The organism is Aquabacterium commune (genome assembly GCF_004362855.1).
GTDB classification, from domain to species: domain Bacteria; phylum Pseudomonadota; class Gammaproteobacteria; order Burkholderiales; family Burkholderiaceae_C; genus Aquabacterium; species Aquabacterium commune.
On record NZ_SNXW01000004.1, the window covers coordinates 142,388 to 159,337 of the forward strand.

Annotated in this window: 17 protein-coding genes and 1 tRNA gene; 17 read left to right on the forward strand and 1 reads right to left on the reverse strand. The window is 64.5% G+C overall.

The features are described from left to right. Positions 1–12 precede the first annotated feature (12 nt). Positions 13–1,257, reverse strand: coding sequence for a CmpA/NrtA family ABC transporter substrate-binding protein (locus EV672_RS09035; RefSeq protein ID WP_133608453.1), 1,245 nt, complete (start codon positions 1,255–1,257; stop codon positions 13–15). Between the two features lie 346 nt (positions 1,258–1,603). On the opposite strand from EV672_RS09035, the gene tsaD reads away from it, so the two are divergent. The 17 genes from tsaD (at position 1,604) to nuoK (ending at position 16,936) form a co-directional block, all read left to right on the forward strand. Then, complete coding sequence (gene tsaD / locus EV672_RS09040) at positions 1,604–2,680, forward strand: tRNA (adenosine(37)-N6)-threonylcarbamoyltransferase complex transferase subunit TsaD (protein WP_133608455.1); 1,077 nt, start codon at positions 1,604–1,606, stop codon at positions 2,678–2,680. Positions 2,681–2,901: 221 nt separating this feature from the next. Beyond that, positions 2,902–3,171, forward strand: coding sequence for a 30S ribosomal protein S15 (rpsO, locus tag EV672_RS09045; RefSeq protein ID WP_133608457.1), 270 nt, complete (start codon positions 2,902–2,904; stop codon positions 3,169–3,171). A 215-nt stretch (positions 3,172–3,386) separates the two neighbouring features. Beyond that, positions 3,387–5,675: a polyribonucleotide nucleotidyltransferase gene (gene pnp / locus EV672_RS09050; RefSeq protein WP_133608459.1), complete on the forward strand. Its 2,289-nt coding sequence runs from the start codon at positions 3,387–3,389 to the stop codon at positions 5,673–5,675. Next, positions 5,672–6,427: a triose-phosphate isomerase gene (tpiA, locus tag EV672_RS09055; protein WP_208110740.1), complete on the forward strand. Its 756-nt coding sequence runs from the start codon at positions 5,672–5,674 to the stop codon at positions 6,425–6,427. Before pnp ends, tpiA begins: the two co-directional genes overlap by 4 nt. A 47-nt stretch (positions 6,428–6,474) precedes the next feature. Continuing rightward, entirely contained in the window at positions 6,475–6,849 is a 375-nt protein-coding gene (gene secG / locus EV672_RS09060) for a preprotein translocase subunit SecG (protein ID WP_133608463.1), read from the forward strand. Between the two features lie 189 nt (positions 6,850–7,038). Then, positions 7,039–7,123, forward strand: a tRNA-Leu gene (locus tag EV672_RS09065). A 262-nt stretch (positions 7,124–7,385) separates the two neighbouring features. Continuing rightward, on the forward strand, positions 7,386–7,745 hold the full coding sequence (locus EV672_RS09070) for an NADH-quinone oxidoreductase subunit A (RefSeq protein ID WP_133608465.1): 360 nt from the start codon (positions 7,386–7,388) through the stop codon (positions 7,743–7,745). A gap of 51 nt (positions 7,746–7,796) precedes the next feature. After that, positions 7,797–8,273, forward strand: coding sequence for a NuoB/complex I 20 kDa subunit family protein (locus tag EV672_RS09075; RefSeq protein WP_035035151.1), 477 nt, complete (start codon positions 7,797–7,799; stop codon positions 8,271–8,273). Positions 8,274–8,288: 15 nt separating this feature from the next. After that, positions 8,289–8,900: an NADH-quinone oxidoreductase subunit C gene (locus EV672_RS09080; RefSeq protein ID WP_133608467.1), complete on the forward strand. Its 612-nt coding sequence runs from the start codon at positions 8,289–8,291 to the stop codon at positions 8,898–8,900. 21 nt (positions 8,901–8,921) lie between these two features. After that, positions 8,922–10,175, forward strand: a complete 1,254-nt coding sequence (locus EV672_RS09085) for an NADH-quinone oxidoreductase subunit D (RefSeq protein WP_133608469.1) — start codon at positions 8,922–8,924, stop codon at positions 10,173–10,175. A gap of 38 nt (positions 10,176–10,213) precedes the next feature. Next, positions 10,214–10,699, forward strand: coding sequence for an NADH-quinone oxidoreductase subunit NuoE (nuoE, locus tag EV672_RS09090; RefSeq protein WP_133608471.1), 486 nt, complete (start codon positions 10,214–10,216; stop codon positions 10,697–10,699). A 10-nt stretch (positions 10,700–10,709) separates the two neighbouring features. Then, entirely contained in the window at positions 10,710–12,053 is a 1,344-nt protein-coding gene (gene nuoF, locus EV672_RS09095) for an NADH-quinone oxidoreductase subunit NuoF (RefSeq protein WP_208110741.1), read from the forward strand. A gap of 13 nt (positions 12,054–12,066) precedes the next feature. Beyond that, positions 12,067–14,394, forward strand: coding sequence for an NADH-quinone oxidoreductase subunit NuoG (gene nuoG, locus EV672_RS09100; protein ID WP_133608475.1), 2,328 nt, complete (start codon positions 12,067–12,069; stop codon positions 14,392–14,394). 19 nt (positions 14,395–14,413) lie between these two features. Then, a complete protein-coding gene (gene nuoH, locus EV672_RS09105; protein ID WP_133608477.1) occupies positions 14,414–15,472 on the forward strand; it encodes an NADH-quinone oxidoreductase subunit NuoH in 1,059 nt (352 codons plus the stop codon). Between the two features lie 12 nt (positions 15,473–15,484). Then, the gene (gene nuoI, locus EV672_RS09110; protein WP_133608479.1) at positions 15,485–15,976 is read left to right on the forward strand and encodes an NADH-quinone oxidoreductase subunit NuoI; all 492 of its coding nucleotides are present in this window, start codon (positions 15,485–15,487) and stop codon (positions 15,974–15,976) included. 7 nt (positions 15,977–15,983) lie between these two features. Continuing rightward, the gene (locus EV672_RS09115; protein ID WP_133608481.1) at positions 15,984–16,628 is read left to right on the forward strand and encodes an NADH-quinone oxidoreductase subunit J; all 645 of its coding nucleotides are present in this window, start codon (positions 15,984–15,986) and stop codon (positions 16,626–16,628) included. Then, positions 16,625–16,936: an NADH-quinone oxidoreductase subunit NuoK gene (gene nuoK, locus EV672_RS09120; RefSeq protein ID WP_133608483.1), complete on the forward strand. Its 312-nt coding sequence runs from the start codon at positions 16,625–16,627 to the stop codon at positions 16,934–16,936. Before EV672_RS09115 ends, nuoK begins: the two co-directional genes overlap by 4 nt. The last annotated feature ends 14 nt before the right edge of the window (positions 16,937–16,950 follow it).

Below are 16,950 nucleotides of genomic sequence, written 5' to 3' on the forward strand. Positions count from 1 at the left end.
AGGCGACGGGGCTCACGCTTTGATCTTGAAACCGTCGGCGTATTTCTTGGGGTCCTTGCCGTCCCAGACCACGCCGTCGATCAGCTTGGCCGAGCGCAGCGGGTCCTTGGGCACGTTGACACCCAGCGCGCTGGCGGCCTGCTTGTAGAGGTCCACCTTGTTGACCTGCTTGGCCACGCCCAGGTAGTCGGGGTGGTCCTTGAGCAAGCCCCAGCGCTTGTGCTGCGTGAGGAACCACATGCCATCCGACAGGTAGGGGAAGTTGACCGCCCCGTCGTTGAAGAACTTCATGTGGTTGGGGTCGTCCCAGGTCTTGCCCAGGCCGTTCTGGTAGCGGCCCAGGATGCGCTGGTTGATGGCGTCCACACCCGTGTTGACGTAGGACTTGGCCGCGATCGTCTCGGCCATCTTCATCTTGTTCTGCAGGCCGGCATCGATCCAGCGGCTGGCTTCCAGCACGGCCATGATGACGGCGCGCGCCGTGTTGGGATACTTCTTGACGAACTCGTCGGTCGAGCCCAGCACCTTCTCGGGGTGGTCCTTCCAGATGTCTTGCGTGGTGTTGGCCGTGATGCCGATGCCGTCCATGATGGCGCGGTGGTTCCAGGGCTCGCCCACGCAGAAGCCGTCCATGTTGCCCACGCGCATGTTGGCCACCATCTGCGGGGGCGGCACGGTGATGGCCTTGGCGTCCTGCAGCGGGTTGATGCCCGCGGACGCCAGCCAGTAGTACAGCCACATGGCGTGGGTGCCGGTGGGGAAGGTCTGGGCGAAGGTGTATTCGCGCTTGTCTTTGGCCATGACCTTGGCCAGGGAGGGGCCGTCCACGGCGCCCGCATCGGCCAGCTTCTTGGACAGGGTGATGGCCTGGCCGTTGTTGTTGAGGGTCATGAGCACGGCCATGTCCTTCTTGGGGCCGCCAATGCCCAGCTGCACGCCGTAGATCAGGCCGTACAGCACGTGCGCCATGTGCAGGTCACCGTTGACCAGCTTGTCGCGCACGCCGGCCCAGGAGGCCTCCTTGCTGGGGATGATCTTGATGCCGTACTTCTTGTCAAACCCCAGCACCGAGGCCATCACGATGGACGCGCAATCGGTCAGGGGGATGAAGCCGATCTTGACCTCCTCCAGCTCTGGCTTGTCGGAACCGGCGGCCCAGACCGCCGAGGGCAGTCCGGACGCCATGCCGACAGCGCCGGCTGCGGCAACGGTTTTCAAAAGGGCGCGGCGGTTCATGTCGAGGTCCTGCGGTTTCATGGTGCGAGGCTTTCATGTCAGACAACAAAAAAGGTGCCAAGGCGACGCGGCCAGTCGAAACGAGCGTGCGCAGCCAAGACACCTTTGTCGGAAGCTCAGGGCCCGACATCGGGCGCCCAAGACATCAAGGTCGCCGTTGACCTTGCTGCGTTTGACTCTGCAAGTGGTGTGCCAGGGCGGCTTTCCTGGGGGAAAGGGCGCTCGGGCGCGCTGGATGTGCTGCGGCGCAGCGCTGGCGCGCCGAAGTGGTGCTTCTGATGCGCCGCTTCAGTGCCGATGGTCGGTGGGGAGCGGCTGTGGGGGGGCGGACCTCGGTGCGGTTTGCCCAGGGCCCTACACTGGCGGCATGCTGGCACCTGACACAAGACTGATCCTGGGCGTGGAGTCCTCCTGCGACGAAACCGGTGTGGCCCTGGTGGCCTTGCCCCCCGAGGGCGCACCCAGGCTGGTGTCGCACGCGCTGCACAGCCAGATCGACATGCACCAGGCTTATGGCGGCGTGGTGCCCGAGCTGGCTTCGCGCGACCACATCCGCCGCGTCGTGCCGCTGACGCGCCAGGTGCTGCAAGAGGCGCAATGCGCCATGGCCGATGTGGATGTCGTGGCCTACACCCGCGGTCCCGGCCTGGCGGGCGCCTTGCTGGTGGGGGCGGGCGTGGCCTGTGCGCTGGCCACGAGCCTGGGCAGGCCGATGCTGGGCGTGCACCACCTGGAGGGCCACCTGCTGTCGCCCTTCCTGTCGGTGGATCCGCCTGAGTTCCCCTTTGTCGCCTTGCTGGTGTCTGGCGGGCACACCCAATTGATGCGCGTCGATGGGGTGGGGCGTTACGAACTGCTGGGCGAAACGGTGGACGATGCGGCCGGCGAAGCCTTCGACAAGTCCGCCAAGCTCATGGGCCTGCCTTACCCGGGCGGACCGCACCTCTCCCGCCTGGCCGAGCAGGGCCGGGCCGATGCCTTCGCCTTGCCGCGCCCGATGCTGCACAGCGGCAACCTGGATTTTTCCTTTGCGGGACTGAAAACCGCCGTGCGCACACATTTGGTGCGTCTGGGCTGGCTGGACCAGCCTGCTGCCTTGGCCGACCCCGCCCACCAGGCCGCGCTGGCCGACCTGGCCGCGTCCACCCAGGCGGCCATCGTCGAGGTGCTGGTGAAGAAATCGCTGGCGGCGCTCAAGGCCACGGGTTTGAGGCGCGTGGTCGTGGCCGGCGGCGTGGGCGCCAACCGCCTGTTGCGCGAGCAACTGAACCAGGCCTGCGTGCGACGTGGCATCCGCGTGCATTACCCCGAATTGCACCTGTGCACCGACAACGGCGCCATGATCGCCCTGGCCGCGGCCATGCGTTTGCAAAGCGGGCAGGCTGACCTGAGCCGCGAGCCGGTTTTCGACGTGCGCCCGCGCTGGGACCTCTCGGCGGTCTGAATCCCGCGGCAGGTGGCGCCAGGTGTCCACCATCTGGAAATCTGCTACACTGCGAGGCTGTCTCGGCATTCGCTGGGGCGGTTTTCGCACGGCCTGGGTTGGTTTCACCCGGTGTCCGCAAGTCCAACGCAGAAACCGATGCCGGTGTGATGCCTTGACAGTGCCCCACAGCACGCAAGCCACGCCGGGACGGTCTGCATCTGTTTTTCAGGAAACACACCATGTCCGTCGCTGACATCAACACCGCAGCCATCGTCAAAGACAACGCCCGCAGCGCCAATGACACCGGCTCCCCCGAAGTGCAAGTGGCCCTGCTGACCGCTCGCATCAACGAACTGACCCCCCACTTCAAGGCCAACAAGAAGGACCACCACGGTCGTCGCGGCCTGCTGCGCATGGTCAGCCGTCGTCGCAAGCTGCTGGACTACCTCAAGGGCAAGGAATTCGACCGCTACGCCGCTCTGATTGCCAAGCTGGGCCTGCGCAAGTAAGCACCCCATGACGACAAAAAGCCTGTCTGGACGCCTCCAGCACAGGCTTTTTGTTTTTTAACGCCGCCAACTGACCCAAAGCGAACGCTGTGTCATTCCAATGTGGTTGAGTCTGCCCTCGGGCTCAGCCTCGCTGGAATGGCATCGCGACAGGTGACGGCACCACCGGACAGCCCGCACGTTGCGGGCGTCCATGACCTCCGGAGACACCATCCATGACCATGTTCAACAAAGTCACCAAGACCTTCACCTGGGGCAAGCACACCGTCACCATGGAAACGGGTGAAATCGCCCGTCAAGCCAGCGGCGCCGTGCTGGTCGACATCGAAGGCACCGTCGTGCTGGCCACCGTGGTGTGCGCCAAGACCGCCAAGGCCGGCCAGGACTTCTTCCCCCTGACCGTTGACTACATCGAGAAGACCTACGCCGCCGGCAAGATCCCTGGCAGCTTCTTCAAGCGCGAAGCCAAGCCTTCCGAACTCGAAACCCTGACCTCGCGCCTGATCGACCGCCCGATCCGCCCGCTGTTCCCCGAAGGCTTCTACAACGAAGTGCAGCTGGTCATCCACGTGGTGTCGCTGAACCCCGAAGTCTCGGCCGACATCGCCGCCATGATCGCCTCCAGCGCCGCGCTGTCGATCTCCGGCATCCCCTTCAATGGCCCCATCGGCGCCGCCCGCGTGGGCTACGTCAACGGTGAGTACGTGCTGAACCCCAGCATCACCGAACTGGTCGACTCCAAGATGGACCTGATCGTCGCCGGCACCGAAACCGCCGTGCTGATGGTCGAATCCGAAGCCGACCAGCTGTCTGAAGACGTCATGCTGGGTGGCGTGGTGTTCGGTCACGAACAAGGCAACATCGCCATCGCCGCCATCCACGACCTGGTGCGTGACGCTGGCAAGCCGTCCTGGGACTGGCAAGCGCCTGCCAAGGATGAGGACTTCATCGCCAAGGTCAACGGCCTGGCCGAAGAGAAGCTGCGCGCCGCCTACCAGATCCGCTCCAAGCAGGCCCGCACCCAGGCTTGCCGCGCTGCGTATGCCGAAGTCAAGGGCGCCCTGGCCGCCGAAGGCATCGCCTTCGACGCCGTCAAGGTCGAAAGCCTGATGTTCGACATCGAAGCCAAGATCGTGCGCAGCCAGATCCTGGCCGGTGAGCCCCGCATCGACGGCCGCGACACCCGCACCGTGCGCCCCATCGAGATCCGCACTGGCGTGCTGCCGCGCGTGCACGGCTCGGCCCTGTTCACCCGTGGTGAAACCCAGGCCCTGGTCGTGGCCACCCTGGGCACCGAGCAGGACTCGCAGCGCATCGACGCCCTGACCGGCGACTACCGCGACACCTTCCTGTTCCACTACAACATGCCTCCGTTCGCCACCGGCGAAACCGGTCGCGTGGGCACGCCCAAGCGCCGCGAAATCGGCCACGGCCGCCTGGCCAAGCGCTCGCTGGTGCCGCTGCTGCCCGCCAAGGAAGACTTTGCTTACACCGTGCGCGTCGTGTCGGAAATCACCGAGTCCAACGGCTCCTCGTCGATGGCTTCGGTCTGCGGTGGCTGCCTGGCCATGATGGACGCGGGCGTGCCGATGAAGGCCCACGTGGCCGGCATCGCCATGGGCCTGATCAAGGAAGGCAACAAGTTCGCTGTGCTGACCGACATCCTGGGTGACGAAGATCACCTGGGCGACATGGACTTCAAGGTGGCCGGCACCACGGGCGGCATCACCGCCCTGCAGATGGACATCAAGATCCAGGGCATCACCAAGGAAATCATGCAAGTGGCGCTGGCGCAAGCCAAGGAAGCCCGACTGCACATCCTGGGCAAGATGGTCGAAGCCATGTCCGGCGCCAACACGGAAGTCTCCGAGTTCGCGCCTCGCCTGTACACCCTGAAGATCAACCCGGAAAAGATCCGTGACGTGATCGGCAAGGGCGGCGCCACCATCCGCGGCCTGTGCGAAGAGACCGGCTGCCAGATCAACATCGCCGAAGACGGTGTCATCACCATCGCTTCGACCGATGGCGCCAAGGCCGAATTCGCCATCAAGCGCATCAACGAGATCACCGCTGAAGTGGAAATCGGCGCCACCTACGAAGGCGCCGTCACCAAGCTGTTCGACTTCGGTGCCCTGGTGAACCTGCTGCCCGGCAAGGACGGCCTGCTGCACATCAGCCAGATCGCCCACGAGCGCGTCGAGAACGTCGCCGACTACCTGAAGGAAGGCCAGATCGTCAAGGTCAAGGTCCTCGAGACGGACGAGAAGGGCCGCGTCAAGCTGTCCATGAAGGCCCTGATGGAGCGCCCTGAAGGCATGCCCGAGCGCGAAGACCGTGGCCCTCGCGGTGACCGTGGCGACCGTGGTGATCGCGGTGGCCGTGGCGACCGCGGTGGTGACCGCGGCGAGCGCCGTGACCGCGCCCCGCGCGCCGATCAAGCGCCTCAGGACGCCGGCTCGGAAGGCCAGGGCCAGGGTCAGGGCCAAGAGCAACAACAGCAGTGAGCGCCATGAAAAAGCTGGTTGTTGGCAACTGGAAGATGCACGGCAGCCGTGCGTCCAATGCGGAGCTGATTCAGGGGCTGCTGGCGGCTGACCTGAGCACCACGGCGCCCCGCGCCGATGTGGCGGTCTGCCCGCCTGCCGTGTTCCTGGCCGATGTCGCTGCGGCCCTGCAGGGCTCGGCCATCGCGGTCGGCGTGCAGGACGTCTCGGTGCAGGCGCAAGGCGCTTTCACGGGCGAGGTCGCGGGCCCCATGGTCCGCGAGTTCGGTGCGACCTACGCCATCGTGGGCCACTCCGAGCGCCGCAGCTACCACGCCGAGTCCGACCAACTGGTCGCCGACAAGGCCAAGGCAGCGCTGGCGCACGGCCTGGTGCCCATCGTCTGCGTGGGCGAAACCCTGGCCGAGCGTGAGTCCGGCCAGACCGAAGTCGTTGTGGGTCGCCAGCTGGACGCCGTCATCGCCACCCTGGGTGCCGATGTGGCCAAGGCGGTGGTGGCGTATGAGCCCGTGTGGGCCATCGGCACCGGCAAGACCGCCAGCCCCGAGCAGGCCCAGGCCGTGCACGCCTTCCTGCGCGCACGCCTGACGTCGGCCCAGCCAGACGCGGCCAAGGTGCCGCTGCTGTACGGCGGCAGCGTCAAGCCCGACAACGCCCAGGTGCTGTTCGCCCAGCCCGACATCGACGGCGGCCTGATCGGTGGTGCTGCGCTCAAGGCGGCTGATTTCGCGGCCATCGCCCGCGCGGCTTGAGCCGCAACGGGCGCAGCCATCCCAGACAAGATTGAGGAGTTGAGTTCATGCAAGCATTGATGACGGTGGTCCTGCTGCTGCAGGTGCTGTCCGCCCTGGCCATGATCGGCCTGGTTCTGGTTCAGCACGGCAAGGGGGCCGACATGGGCGCGTCGTTTGGCAGCGGTGCCTCGGGCAGCCTGTTCGGTGCCACGGGCAGTGCGAATTTCCTGTCGCGCTCCACGGCGGTGGCGGCCACGGTGTTCTTCGCCAGCACCCTGGGGCTGGCCTACTTCGGCAACAACCGCGGTGCCGCGACGGCCGAGCAGCCTTCGCTGCTGGAGCAGGCGGCCAGCGCTGCTGCGGCCGCTTCGGCGGGTGCGGTTCCGGCTTCTGCTGTGCTGCCGGCCGCTTCTGGCGCTGCCCTGATCCCGACAAAGTGATCGGGGCTCGGGCCTCATGATGCTGCGATGCCGCAACACTGCACAAACGCTGCAAGTGATGGCTGTGTCAGCTTCGTGAAGCCCGTTTTTCGGTTTAGAATCTGAGTCTTCGGTGAGCAAGCCTCACGCCAGCCGAAATTCAGATCTGCGGCGCTGCACCCACAAGGTCAGGCGCACAGATTCTCTCCCGCCGACGTGGTGAAATTGGTAGACACGCTATCTTGAGGGGGTAGTGGCGAAAGCTGTGCGAGTTCGAGTCTCGCCGTCGGCACCAGAAAGATACGAACGAGTCTTGTGCCCCCTCATGATCAGCATTGCCTGTCACCGAGAAGCTGATCCAGGGGCATGTGTCAGCTCTCCATGTGGGGATGCTGCCGCGGGGTTCAAGCACTCGGGTGGGCGCGCTGTGGATGATGTCATGTCGGGGTCAAACCTGAAGGACAACATGCCGGGCGCGCCTTTTGTTTTGTCGGTGTGATCCAATCGCGCCAACTTCGCGCCAGTCTTCATTGCGTTCAACCTGAAAGCCAGCGGTCATGAACATCGAGCAATACCTCCCCGTCATCCTGTTCATCCTGGTGGGCGTCGGTGTCGGCGTCGCGCCGCAGTTGCTGGGCTTCCTGCTCGGCCCCCGTCGCCCTGACGAGGCCAAGAATTCCCCTTATGAGTGCGGCTTCGAAGCGTTCGAAGATGCCCGCATGAAGTTCGACGTGCGCTACTACCTGGTGGCCATCCTGTTCATCTTGTTTGACCTGGAAATCGCATTCCTGTTCCCGTGGGCGGTGTCGCTCCGGGAAGTGGGCATGCCCGGCTTCCTGGCCATCATGTTGTTCCTGGGCATTCTGGTCGTCGGCTTTGCCTACGAATGGAAGAAGGGCGCGCTGGACTGGGAGTGATTTCCTTCCGCGCAGCTGCACACACCACCGGAATCTGAAGAGGTAAATCACATGGGCATCGAAGGCGTCTTCAAGGAAGGCTTCATCACCACCTCCGCCGACACCCTGATCAACTGGTCGAAAACCGGTTCGCTGTGGCCCATGACCTTCGGTCTGGCCTGCTGCGCCGTCGAGATGATGCACGCGGGTGCCGCGCGCTACGACATCGACCGTTTCGGCATGCTGTTCCGTCCGAGCCCGCGCCAGTCAGACCTGATGATCGTGGCGGGCACGCTGTGCAACAAGATGGCGCCGGCGCTGCGCAAGGTCTATGACCAGATGGCCGAGCCTCGCTGGGTGCTGTCCATGGGTTCTTGCGCCAACGGTGGTGGCTACTACCACTACAGCTACTCGGTGGTGCGTGGTTGTGACCGCATCGTGCCGGTGGACGTCTATGTGCCCGGCTGCCCGCCGACGGCCGAGGCGCTGCTCTACGGCATCCTGCAGCTGCAGGCCAAGATCCGCCGCGAAAACACCATCGCCCGCTGAACGGGAAGCACGCGCATGAGCCAAAAACTCGCCACCCTGCAAGCCGCCCTGGAAACCGTCCTGGGCGACAAGATCAAGCGCCTGGTCGTTGACCGCGGTGAACTCACCATCACCGTGTCGGCCGCCGACTACGAAGGCGTTGCGCGCACACTGCGCGACGACGCCTCGTTGAAGTTCGAGCAGCTGATCGACCTGTGCGGCATGGATTACTCCACCTACAAGGACGGCGCCGAGAACATCTACTCGGAAGGCCCGCGCTTTTGCGTGGTCAGCCACCTGCTGTCGGTCAGCCTGAACTGGCGTGTGCGCCTGAAGGTGTTCGCCACCGATGACGACTTCCCGGTGGTGGCTTCGGTCAATCCGATCTGGAACAGCGCCAACTGGTTCGAGCGCGAAGCCTTCGACCTGTTCGGCATCGTGTTCGATGGCCACGAAGACCTGCGCCGCATCCTGACCGACTACGGCTTCATCGGCCACCCCTTCCGCAAGGATTTCCCGGTCTCCGGCCACGTCGAGATGCGCTACGACGCTGAGCAAAAGCGCGTCATCTACCAACCGGTTTCCATCGAGCCGCGCGAGATCACGCCGCGCATCATCCGCGAAGACAACTATGGTGGTCTCCACTGAGCGACGCGGGAAGGATGAACCATGGCTGACATCAAGAACTACACCCTGAACTTCGGTCCGCAGCACCCGGCTGCCCACGGCGTGCTGCGCCTGGTGCTGGAGCTGGATGGCGAAGTCATCCAGCGCGCCGACCCCCACATCGGCCTGCTGCACCGTGCCACCGAAAAGCTGGCCGAGTCCAAGACCTACATCCAGTCGCTGCCCTACATGGACCGCCTGGACTACGTCTCGATGATGTGCAACGAGCACGCCTACTGCCTGACCATCGAGAAGATGCTCGGCATCGACGTGCCGGTGCGTGCGCAGTACATCCGCGTCATGTTCGCGGAAATCACGCGCGTGCTGAACCACCTGCTCTGGTTGGGCTGCCACGGTTTCGACTGCGGCGCCATGAACATCCTGATCTACTGCTTCCGCGAGCGCGAAGACCTCTTCGACCTCTACGAAGCCGTGTCGGGTGCCCGCATGCACGCGGCCTACTTCCGTCCGGGCGGCGTTTACCGCGACCTGCCGGACACCATGCCGCAGTACAAGGCCAGCAAGATCAAGAACGCCAAGACGATCGCTCGCATGAACGAGAACCGTCAAGGCTCGATGCTGGACTTCATCGACGACTTCACCCAACGCTTCCCCAAGCTGGTGGACGAGTACGAAACCCTGCTGACCGACAACCGCATCTGGAAGCAGCGCACGGTGGGCATCGGCGTGGTGACGCCTGAGCGCGCCCTGCAGATGGGCCTGACCGGCGCCATGCTGCGCGGCTCGGGCATCGTCTGGGACCTGCGCAAGCATCAGCCCTACGATGTGTATGACCAACTGGATTTCGACATCCCCGTGGGCACCAACGGCGACTGCTACGATCGCTATGTGGTCCGCGTCGAGGAACTGCGTCAGTCCAACCGCATCATCAAGCAGTGCGTGGACTGGCTGCGCGCCAACCCGGGTCCGGTCATCACGGACAACCACAAGGTGGCGCCGCCTTCGCGCGTCGAGATGAAGACCTCGATGGAAGAGCTGATCCACCACTTCAAGCTCTTCACCGAAGGCTTCCACGTGCCCGAGGGCGAGGCCTATGCCGCCGTCGAGCACCCCAAGGGCGAGTTCGGCACCTACATCGTGTCGGACGGCGCCAACAAGCCTTACCGCCTGAAGATCCGCGCCCCCGGTTTCCCGCACCTGGCCGCCCTGGACGAGATGTCCAAGGGCCACATGATTGCCGACGCCGTGGCCATCATCGGCACGATGGACATCGTGTTCGGTGAGATCGACCGCTGACCGACCGCAGAGCGAACACCGAACGAGCAGCACACACCATGTTGAGCGAACAAACCAAAGCCCGCTTCGACCGCGAAATCGCCAAGTACCCGGCCGACCAGCGCATCTCGGCCGTGATGGCCTGCCTGTCCATCGTCCAGCAGGAGCGTGGCTGGGTCTCGCCGGAGAGCGAGCAGGAAGTGGCCGAACACATCGGCGTGGCCCCCATGGCCGTGCACGAAGTCACCACCTTCTACAACATGTACAACCAGCAGCCGGTGGGCCAGTTCAAGTTGAACGTGTGCACCAACCTGCCTTGCCAGTTGCGCGATGGCCAGAAGGCCCTGCAGTACCTGTGCGACAAGCTGGGTGTGGAAGCCGGTGGCACCACGGCCGACGGCCTGTTCACGGTGCAGCCCTGCGAGTGCCTGGGCGCCTGCGCCGACGCACCCGTGATGCTGGTCAATGACCGCCAGATGGTCAGCTTCATGGGCAACGACAAGCTGGACAAGCTGGTCGATGTCCTCAAGGCCCAGGCCAAGTGAGGTGAATCAGATGCTCGACCTCTCCCAATTCCAGGCGACCGGCAAGGAAACCGTTTTCCACGGCCGCCACATCAACCCGCAGATTTACGCCGGCATCGACGGCAACAACTGGGGCCTGAAAGACTACGAAGCCCGCGGTGGCTATGCGGCCCTGCGCAAGATCCTGGGCAGGGACGGTGGCGAGGGCATGAGCCAGGACCAGGTCATCGCCGAGGTCAAGGCTTCGGCCCTGCGCGGCCGTGGCGGCGCGGGCTTCCCCACCGGCTTGAAGTGGAGCTTCATGCCCCGCGCTTTCCCGGGTCAAAAGTACCTGGTGTGCAATTCCGACGAGGGCGAGCCGGGCACCGCGAAGGACCGCGAGATCCTGCGATTCAACCCGCACACCGTGATCGAAGGCATGGCCATTGCTGCCTACGCCATGGGCATCACCGTGGGCTACAACTACATCCACGGTGAAATCTTCGAAGCCTACGAGCGCTTCGAGGCCGCCCTGGACGAGGCCCGTGCCGCCGGCTACCTCGGCGACCACATCATGGGCAGCAACTTCAGCTTCCAGCTGCATGCTTTCCACGGTTTCGGCGCCTACATCTGCGGCGAAGAAACCGCGTTGCTGGAGTCCCTGGAAGGCAAGAAGGGCCAACCCCGCTTCAAGCCGCCTTTCCCGGCCAGCTTCGGTCTGTACGGCAAGCCCACCACGATCAACAACACAGAAACCTTCGCGGCTGTTCCCTGGATCATACGCAACGGCGGTGAAGCCTTCCTGGCGGCTGGCAAGCCCAACAACGGCGGCACCAAGCTGTTCACCATCAGCGGTGACGTCGAGCGTCCGGGCAACTACGAGATCCCGATGGGCACCCCGTTTGCCACGCTGCTGGAGCTCGCAGGCGGCGTGCGCGGTGGCAAGAAGCTCAAGGCCGTGATCCCGGGTGGTTCCTCGTCGCCCGTGATCCCCGCGGACACCATGATGGCGTGCACGATGGACTATGACTCGATCGCCAAGGCCGGCTCCATGCTGGGTTCGGGCGCCGTCATCGTGATGGACGAGACCCGCTGCATGGTCAAGAGCCTGCAGCGCCTGAGCTACTTCTACATGCACGAATCCTGTGGCCAGTGCACGCCTTGCCGCGAAGGCACGGGCTGGCTGTGGCGCATGGTGGACCGCATCGAGAACGGCCACGGTCGTCCTGAAGACATCGAGATGCTGGACAACGTCGCCGAGAACATCCAGGGCCGCACGATCTGTGCGCTGGGCGATGCGGCGGCCATGCCGGTGCGTGCTTTCATCAAGCACTACCGCGACGAGTTCGTGCACCACATCGAGCACAAGACCTGCGTGGTCCCGGCCTACATCTGAACTGGGCAAAGACATGGTTGAAATCGAAATCGACGGCCGCAAGGTCCAGGCCCAAGAAGGCAGCATGGTCATCCGTGCGGCCGAAGAAAACGGCACTTACATCCCGCACTTCTGCTATCACAGGAAACTGTCGATCGCAGCCAACTGCCGCATGTGCCTGGTGGACATCGAGAAGGCGCCCAAGCCCATGCCGGCCTGCGCCACCCCGGTGACCCAGGGCATGATCATCCGCACCAAGAGCGACAAGGCCATCAAAGCGCAGAAGAGCGTGATGGAGTTCCTGCTCATCAACCACCCGCTGGATTGCCCGATCTGCGACCAGGGCGGTGAATGCCAGCTGCAGGATCTGGCCGTGGGCTACGGTGGCTCTGCTTCCCGCTACCAGGAAGAAAAGCGCGTGGTCTTCCCCAAGGACATCGGCCCGCTGATCTCGATGGAAGAGATGAGCCGTTGCATCCAGTGCACCCGCTGCGTGCGCTTCGGCCAGGAAGTGGCCGGCGTGATGGAACTGGGCATGCAGCACCGCGGCGAGCACTCCGAGATCGCCACCTTCGTGGGCCGTTCGGTGGACTCCGAACTGTCGGGCAACATGATCGACATCTGCCCCGTCGGTGCCCTGACCAGCAAGCCCTTCCGTTACAGCGCCCGCACCTGGGAGCTGTCGCGCCGCAAGAGCGTTTCGCCGCATGACTCGACCGGTGCCAACCTGATCGTTCAGGTCAAGAATGGGAAGGTGCTGCGCGTCGTGCCGCTGGAGAACGAAGACGTCAACGAATGCTGGATCGCCGACCGCGACCGCTTCAGCTACGAAGCCCTGCACAGCGAACAGCGCCTGACCCAGCCCATGATCAAGCAGGGCGGTCAGTGGCGTGAAGTGGACTGGACCACCGCCCTGGAATACGTGGCCAACGGACTCAAGGGTGTGAAGACCGAGCATGGCGCTGCCGCCATCGGTGCGCTGGCCACCGAGCACAGCACCGTCGAAGAGCTGTTCCTGCTGGGCCAGCTGGTGCGCGGCCTGGGTTCCGACAACATCGACACCCGCCTGCGCAACGCCGAGTTCACCCACGGTGCCGGCGCCCGCTGGCTGGGCTTGCCTGTGGCCGAGCTGGGCACGCTGGACCGCGCCCTGGTGGTGGGCTCCTTCCTGCGCAAGGACCACCCTTTGTTCGCCTCGCGCCTGCGCCAGGCGGCCAAGCGCGGTGCGCAGCTTTCCGCGATCGGCGGCGCCCACGACGACTGGCTGATCACGCTCAAGCAGCGCGTCACCGTGGCCCCGAGCGCCTGGGCGCAGGCTCTGGGCGATGTGGCCGTGGCGATCGCCAACCAGCTCAACATCGACATCCCTTGCAACGGCACGGCCACCGAGCCGGCCAAGGCCATCGCGGCCTCGCTGCTGTCGGGCCAGAACAAGGCCGTGCTGCTGGGCAACGCCGCCGCGCAGCACCCGCAAGCCGCGACGCTGCAGGCTCTGGGCCAGTGGATCGCCGAGAAGACCGGCGCCAAGCTGGGCTTCCTGTCCGAGTCGGCCAACACGGTCGGCGCACAACTGGTGGGTGCGCAGCCGCAACAAGGCGGCCTGAACGCTGGCCAGATGCTGGCCGGCAAGGCGCTGAAGGCCCTGGTGCTGCTGGGCGTCGAGCCCGAGTTCGACACCGCCAATCCGGCTGCCGCCCTGGCCGCGGCTCAGAGCGCCGAGATGGTCGTGTCGCTGTCGTCGTTCAAGACGTCGGCCACCGACTACGCCGACGTGATCCTGCCGATCGCGCCGTTTTCTGAAACCTCCGGCACCTTCGTCAACGCCGAAGGCCGCGTGCAGAGCTTCCACGGTGTGGTCAAGCCCGCAGGCGAAGCCCGCCCCGCCTGGAAGGTGCTGCGCGTGCTGGGCACGATGCTGGGCCTGCAAGGCTTCGGCTTCGAGACCTCGGAAGAGGTCAAGGTCGCGGCCCTGGGTGACCTGGCTGCCTTGCCTGCCAAGCTGAACAACGCCACCTCGGCGCCCATCGCCATCGCGGGTGGCAACGGTTCGCTGGAGCGCCTGGCCGATCTGCCCATCTACAGCGCCGACGCCCTGGTGCGTCGCTCGCCCTCGCTGCAAGCCACGACCGACGGTCGCGCACCGGTGGCCAGCCTGCCGCAAGCCCTGTGGGCCGAACTGGGTCTGGCCGAAGGCGCTCAGGTCAAGGTGTCGCAGGACGGTCCGAGCGGTGTGGTGAGCGCCGTGCTGCCCGCTGTGCTGGACGCTGGCTTGCCGGCCAACGTCGTGCGTGTGCCAGCAGGCCACGCCGACACAGCAACGCTGGGCGCTTCCTTCGGCACGGTCCGTGTCGAAAAAGCCTGAAGGGTAGGGGAGAGCACCAATGATTGACACCCTGTACAACGCTGGCGCGGCCAGCCTCGGCGGAGCCTGGCCCGTGGTCTGGTCGCTGATCAAGATCGTGGCCCTGCTGCTGCCCCTGCTGGGCTGCGTGGCCTACCTGACGCTGTGGGAGCGCAAGGCGATTGCCTGGTCCCAGATCCGTCCGGGCCCGAACCGCACTGGCCCCAAGGGCTTGTTGCAGCCCATCGCCGATGCCGTCAAGCTGATCTTCAAAGAGATCATCGTGCCGTCGGCGGCCAACAAGGGCCTGTTCTTCCTCGGCCCCATCATGACCATCATGCCGGCCCTGGCCGCCTGGGCCGTGATCCCCTTCGGCCCGGAAGTCGCGCTGGCCAACGTCAACGCCGGCCTGCTGTTCCTGATGGCGATCACTTCGCTGGAGGTCTATGGCGTGATCATCGCCGGCTGGGCATCGAACTCCAAGTACGCCTTCCTGGGCGCGCTGCGTGCATCGGCCCAGATGGTCTCCTACGAAATCGCCATGGGCTTCTGCCTGGTCATCGTGCTGATGACCTCGGGCTCGCTGAACATGACCGACATCGTGATGAGCCAGGGCAAGGGCGAGTTCGCCAGCATGGGCCTGAGCTTCCTGTCGTGGAACTGGCTGCCGTTGCTGCCGATCACGGTGGTCTATTTCATCTCTGGCCTGGCCGAAACCAACCGCCACCCCTTTGACGTGGTCGAAGGCGAGTCGGAAATCGTGGCCGGCCACATGATCGAGTACTCGGGCATGGCCTTCGCCATGTTCTTCCTGGCCGAATACGCCAACATGATCCTGGTGTCCACCTTGGCGGCCATCATGTTCTTTGGCGGCTGGTTGCCACCGGTTGACTTCCTCGGTTTCATCCCGGGCTGGATCTGGCTGGGTCTGAAGGCCTTCATCATCGTCACCCTGTTCCTGTGGGTGCGGGCTTCCTTCCCTCGCTTCCGTTATGACCAGATCATGCGTCTGGGCTGGAAGATCTTCATCCCCATCACCCTGGTCTGGTTGATCGTCGTGGGCGTGTGGATCATGTCTCCGTGGAACATCTGGAAATAAGAGGACACGACCATGAGCACGTCCTTCAAGGAAATCGTCTCCAGCTTCTTCATGCTGGAGCTCTTCAAAGGCATGGCCCTGACCGGCCGCCACTTCCTCAAGCCGCACATCACTGTGCAGTTCCCGGAAGAGAAGACCCCGATGTCGCCCCGCTTCCGCGGCCTGCACGCCTTGCGCCGTTATGAAAACGGCGAAGAGCGCTGCATCGCCTGCAAGCTGTGCGAAGCGGTTTGCCCGGCGATGGCCATCACGATCGAGTCCGACGTGCGCGACGACGGCAGCCGCCGCACCACGCGCTACGACATCGACCTGACCAAGTGCATCTTCTGCGGCTTCTGCGAGGAAAGCTGCCCGGTGGACTCCATCGTCGAGACCCACATCTTCGAGTACCACGGTGAAAAGCGTGGCGATCTGTACTTCACCAAGGACATGCTCCTGGCCGTCGGCGATCGCTACGAAAAAGACATCGCAGCCAACAAGGAGGCGGACGCGAAATATCGCTGACCGACGTATGGACACCCTCAGCCTACTTTTCTACACCTTCGCCTTCGTGCTGGTCTATGCGGGCTTCCGCGTGATCACCGCCAGGAGCCCGGTGACCGCCGCCCTGCACCTCGTGCTGGCCTTTGCCAGCGCCTCCTGCGTCTGGATGCTGCTGCAGGCCGAATTCCTGGCCATCGCCCTCATCCTCGTGTACGTGGGTGCGGTGATGGTGCTCTTCCTGTTCGTGGTGATGATGCTGGACATCAACATCGACTCGCTGCGCCAGGGCTTCTGGAAGCACTTCCCCCTCGCTGGCGGCATCGGTGCCGTCATCGCAGTGGAGATGTCTTTCGTGCTGACGCGCGGCTTCGACCTGCCCACCGCCAAGGCCATGCCACCCGATGTGGCCAAGCTGCCCAACACCAAGGCGCTGGGCGTGGAGCTCTACACCCACTACCTGTACCCGGTGCAGATCGCGGCCGTCATCCTGCTGGTGGGCATCATCGCCGCCATCGCGCTGACGCTGCGCAAGCGCAAGGACTCCCGCGCGCAGAACGTGGGTGAACAGGTCCGCGTGAAGAAGGGCGACCGCCTGCGCGTGGTCAAGATGGCGGCCCAGGTGGAAGCACCTGCCGCACCCGCAGCCGACACCCAGACCGGAGGCCAAGCATGACGTCGATCACCCTTGGGCATTTCCTGTCGCTGGGCGCCATCCTGTTCGCCATGTCGGTGATCGGGATCTTCCTCAACCGCAAGAACCTCATCGTGCTGCTCATGGCCATCGAGCTGATGCTGCTGGCCGTGAACATGAACTTCGTCGCGTTTTCCCATTACCTGGGCGACATGGACGGGCAGGTCTTCGTGTTCTTCATTCTGACCGTCGCGGCCGCCGAGTCGGCCATCGGTCTCGCCATCCTGGTGGTCCTGTTCCGCAACCGCTCCTCGATCAACGTGGACGAGCTGGACAGCCTCAAGGGCTGACCGGGAGAGATACA

Bases quoted from the DNA above. Each gene is read 5' to 3' on its own strand.
- nuoE (WP_133608471.1), top strand. From the start codon at position 10,214: ATGTTGAGCGAACAAACCAAAGCCCGCTTCGACCGCGAAATCGCCAAG.
- EV672_RS09070 (WP_133608465.1), top strand. From the start codon at position 7,386: ATGAACATCGAGCAATACCTCCCCGTCATCCTGTTCATCCTGGTGGGC.
- secG (WP_133608463.1), top strand. From the start codon at position 6,475: ATGCAAGCATTGATGACGGTGGTCCTGCTGCTGCAGGTGCTGTCCGCC.
- pnp (WP_133608459.1), top strand. From the start codon at position 3,387: ATGACCATGTTCAACAAAGTCACCAAGACCTTCACCTGGGGCAAGCAC.
- nuoF (WP_208110741.1), top strand. From the start codon at position 10,710: ATGCTCGACCTCTCCCAATTCCAGGCGACCGGCAAGGAAACCGTTTTC.
- EV672_RS09075 (WP_035035151.1), top strand. From the start codon at position 7,797: ATGGGCATCGAAGGCGTCTTCAAGGAAGGCTTCATCACCACCTCCGCC.
- nuoK (WP_133608483.1), top strand. From the start codon at position 16,625: ATGACGTCGATCACCCTTGGGCATTTCCTGTCGCTGGGCGCCATCCTG.
- EV672_RS09085 (WP_133608469.1), top strand. From the start codon at position 8,922: ATGGCTGACATCAAGAACTACACCCTGAACTTCGGTCCGCAGCACCCG.
- EV672_RS09080 (WP_133608467.1), top strand. From the start codon at position 8,289: ATGAGCCAAAAACTCGCCACCCTGCAAGCCGCCCTGGAAACCGTCCTG.
- nuoH (WP_133608477.1), top strand. From the start codon at position 14,414: ATGATTGACACCCTGTACAACGCTGGCGCGGCCAGCCTCGGCGGAGCC.
- EV672_RS09035 (WP_133608453.1), bottom strand. From the start codon at position 1,257: ATGAAACCGCAGGACCTCGACATGAACCGCCGCGCCCTTTTGAAAACC.
- EV672_RS09115 (WP_133608481.1), top strand. From the start codon at position 15,984: ATGGACACCCTCAGCCTACTTTTCTACACCTTCGCCTTCGTGCTGGTC.
- nuoG (WP_133608475.1), top strand. From the start codon at position 12,067: ATGGTTGAAATCGAAATCGACGGCCGCAAGGTCCAGGCCCAAGAAGGC.
- tsaD (WP_133608455.1), top strand. From the start codon at position 1,604: ATGCTGGCACCTGACACAAGACTGATCCTGGGCGTGGAGTCCTCCTGC.
- nuoI (WP_133608479.1), top strand. From the start codon at position 15,485: ATGAGCACGTCCTTCAAGGAAATCGTCTCCAGCTTCTTCATGCTGGAG.
- rpsO (WP_133608457.1), top strand. From the start codon at position 2,902: ATGTCCGTCGCTGACATCAACACCGCAGCCATCGTCAAAGACAACGCC.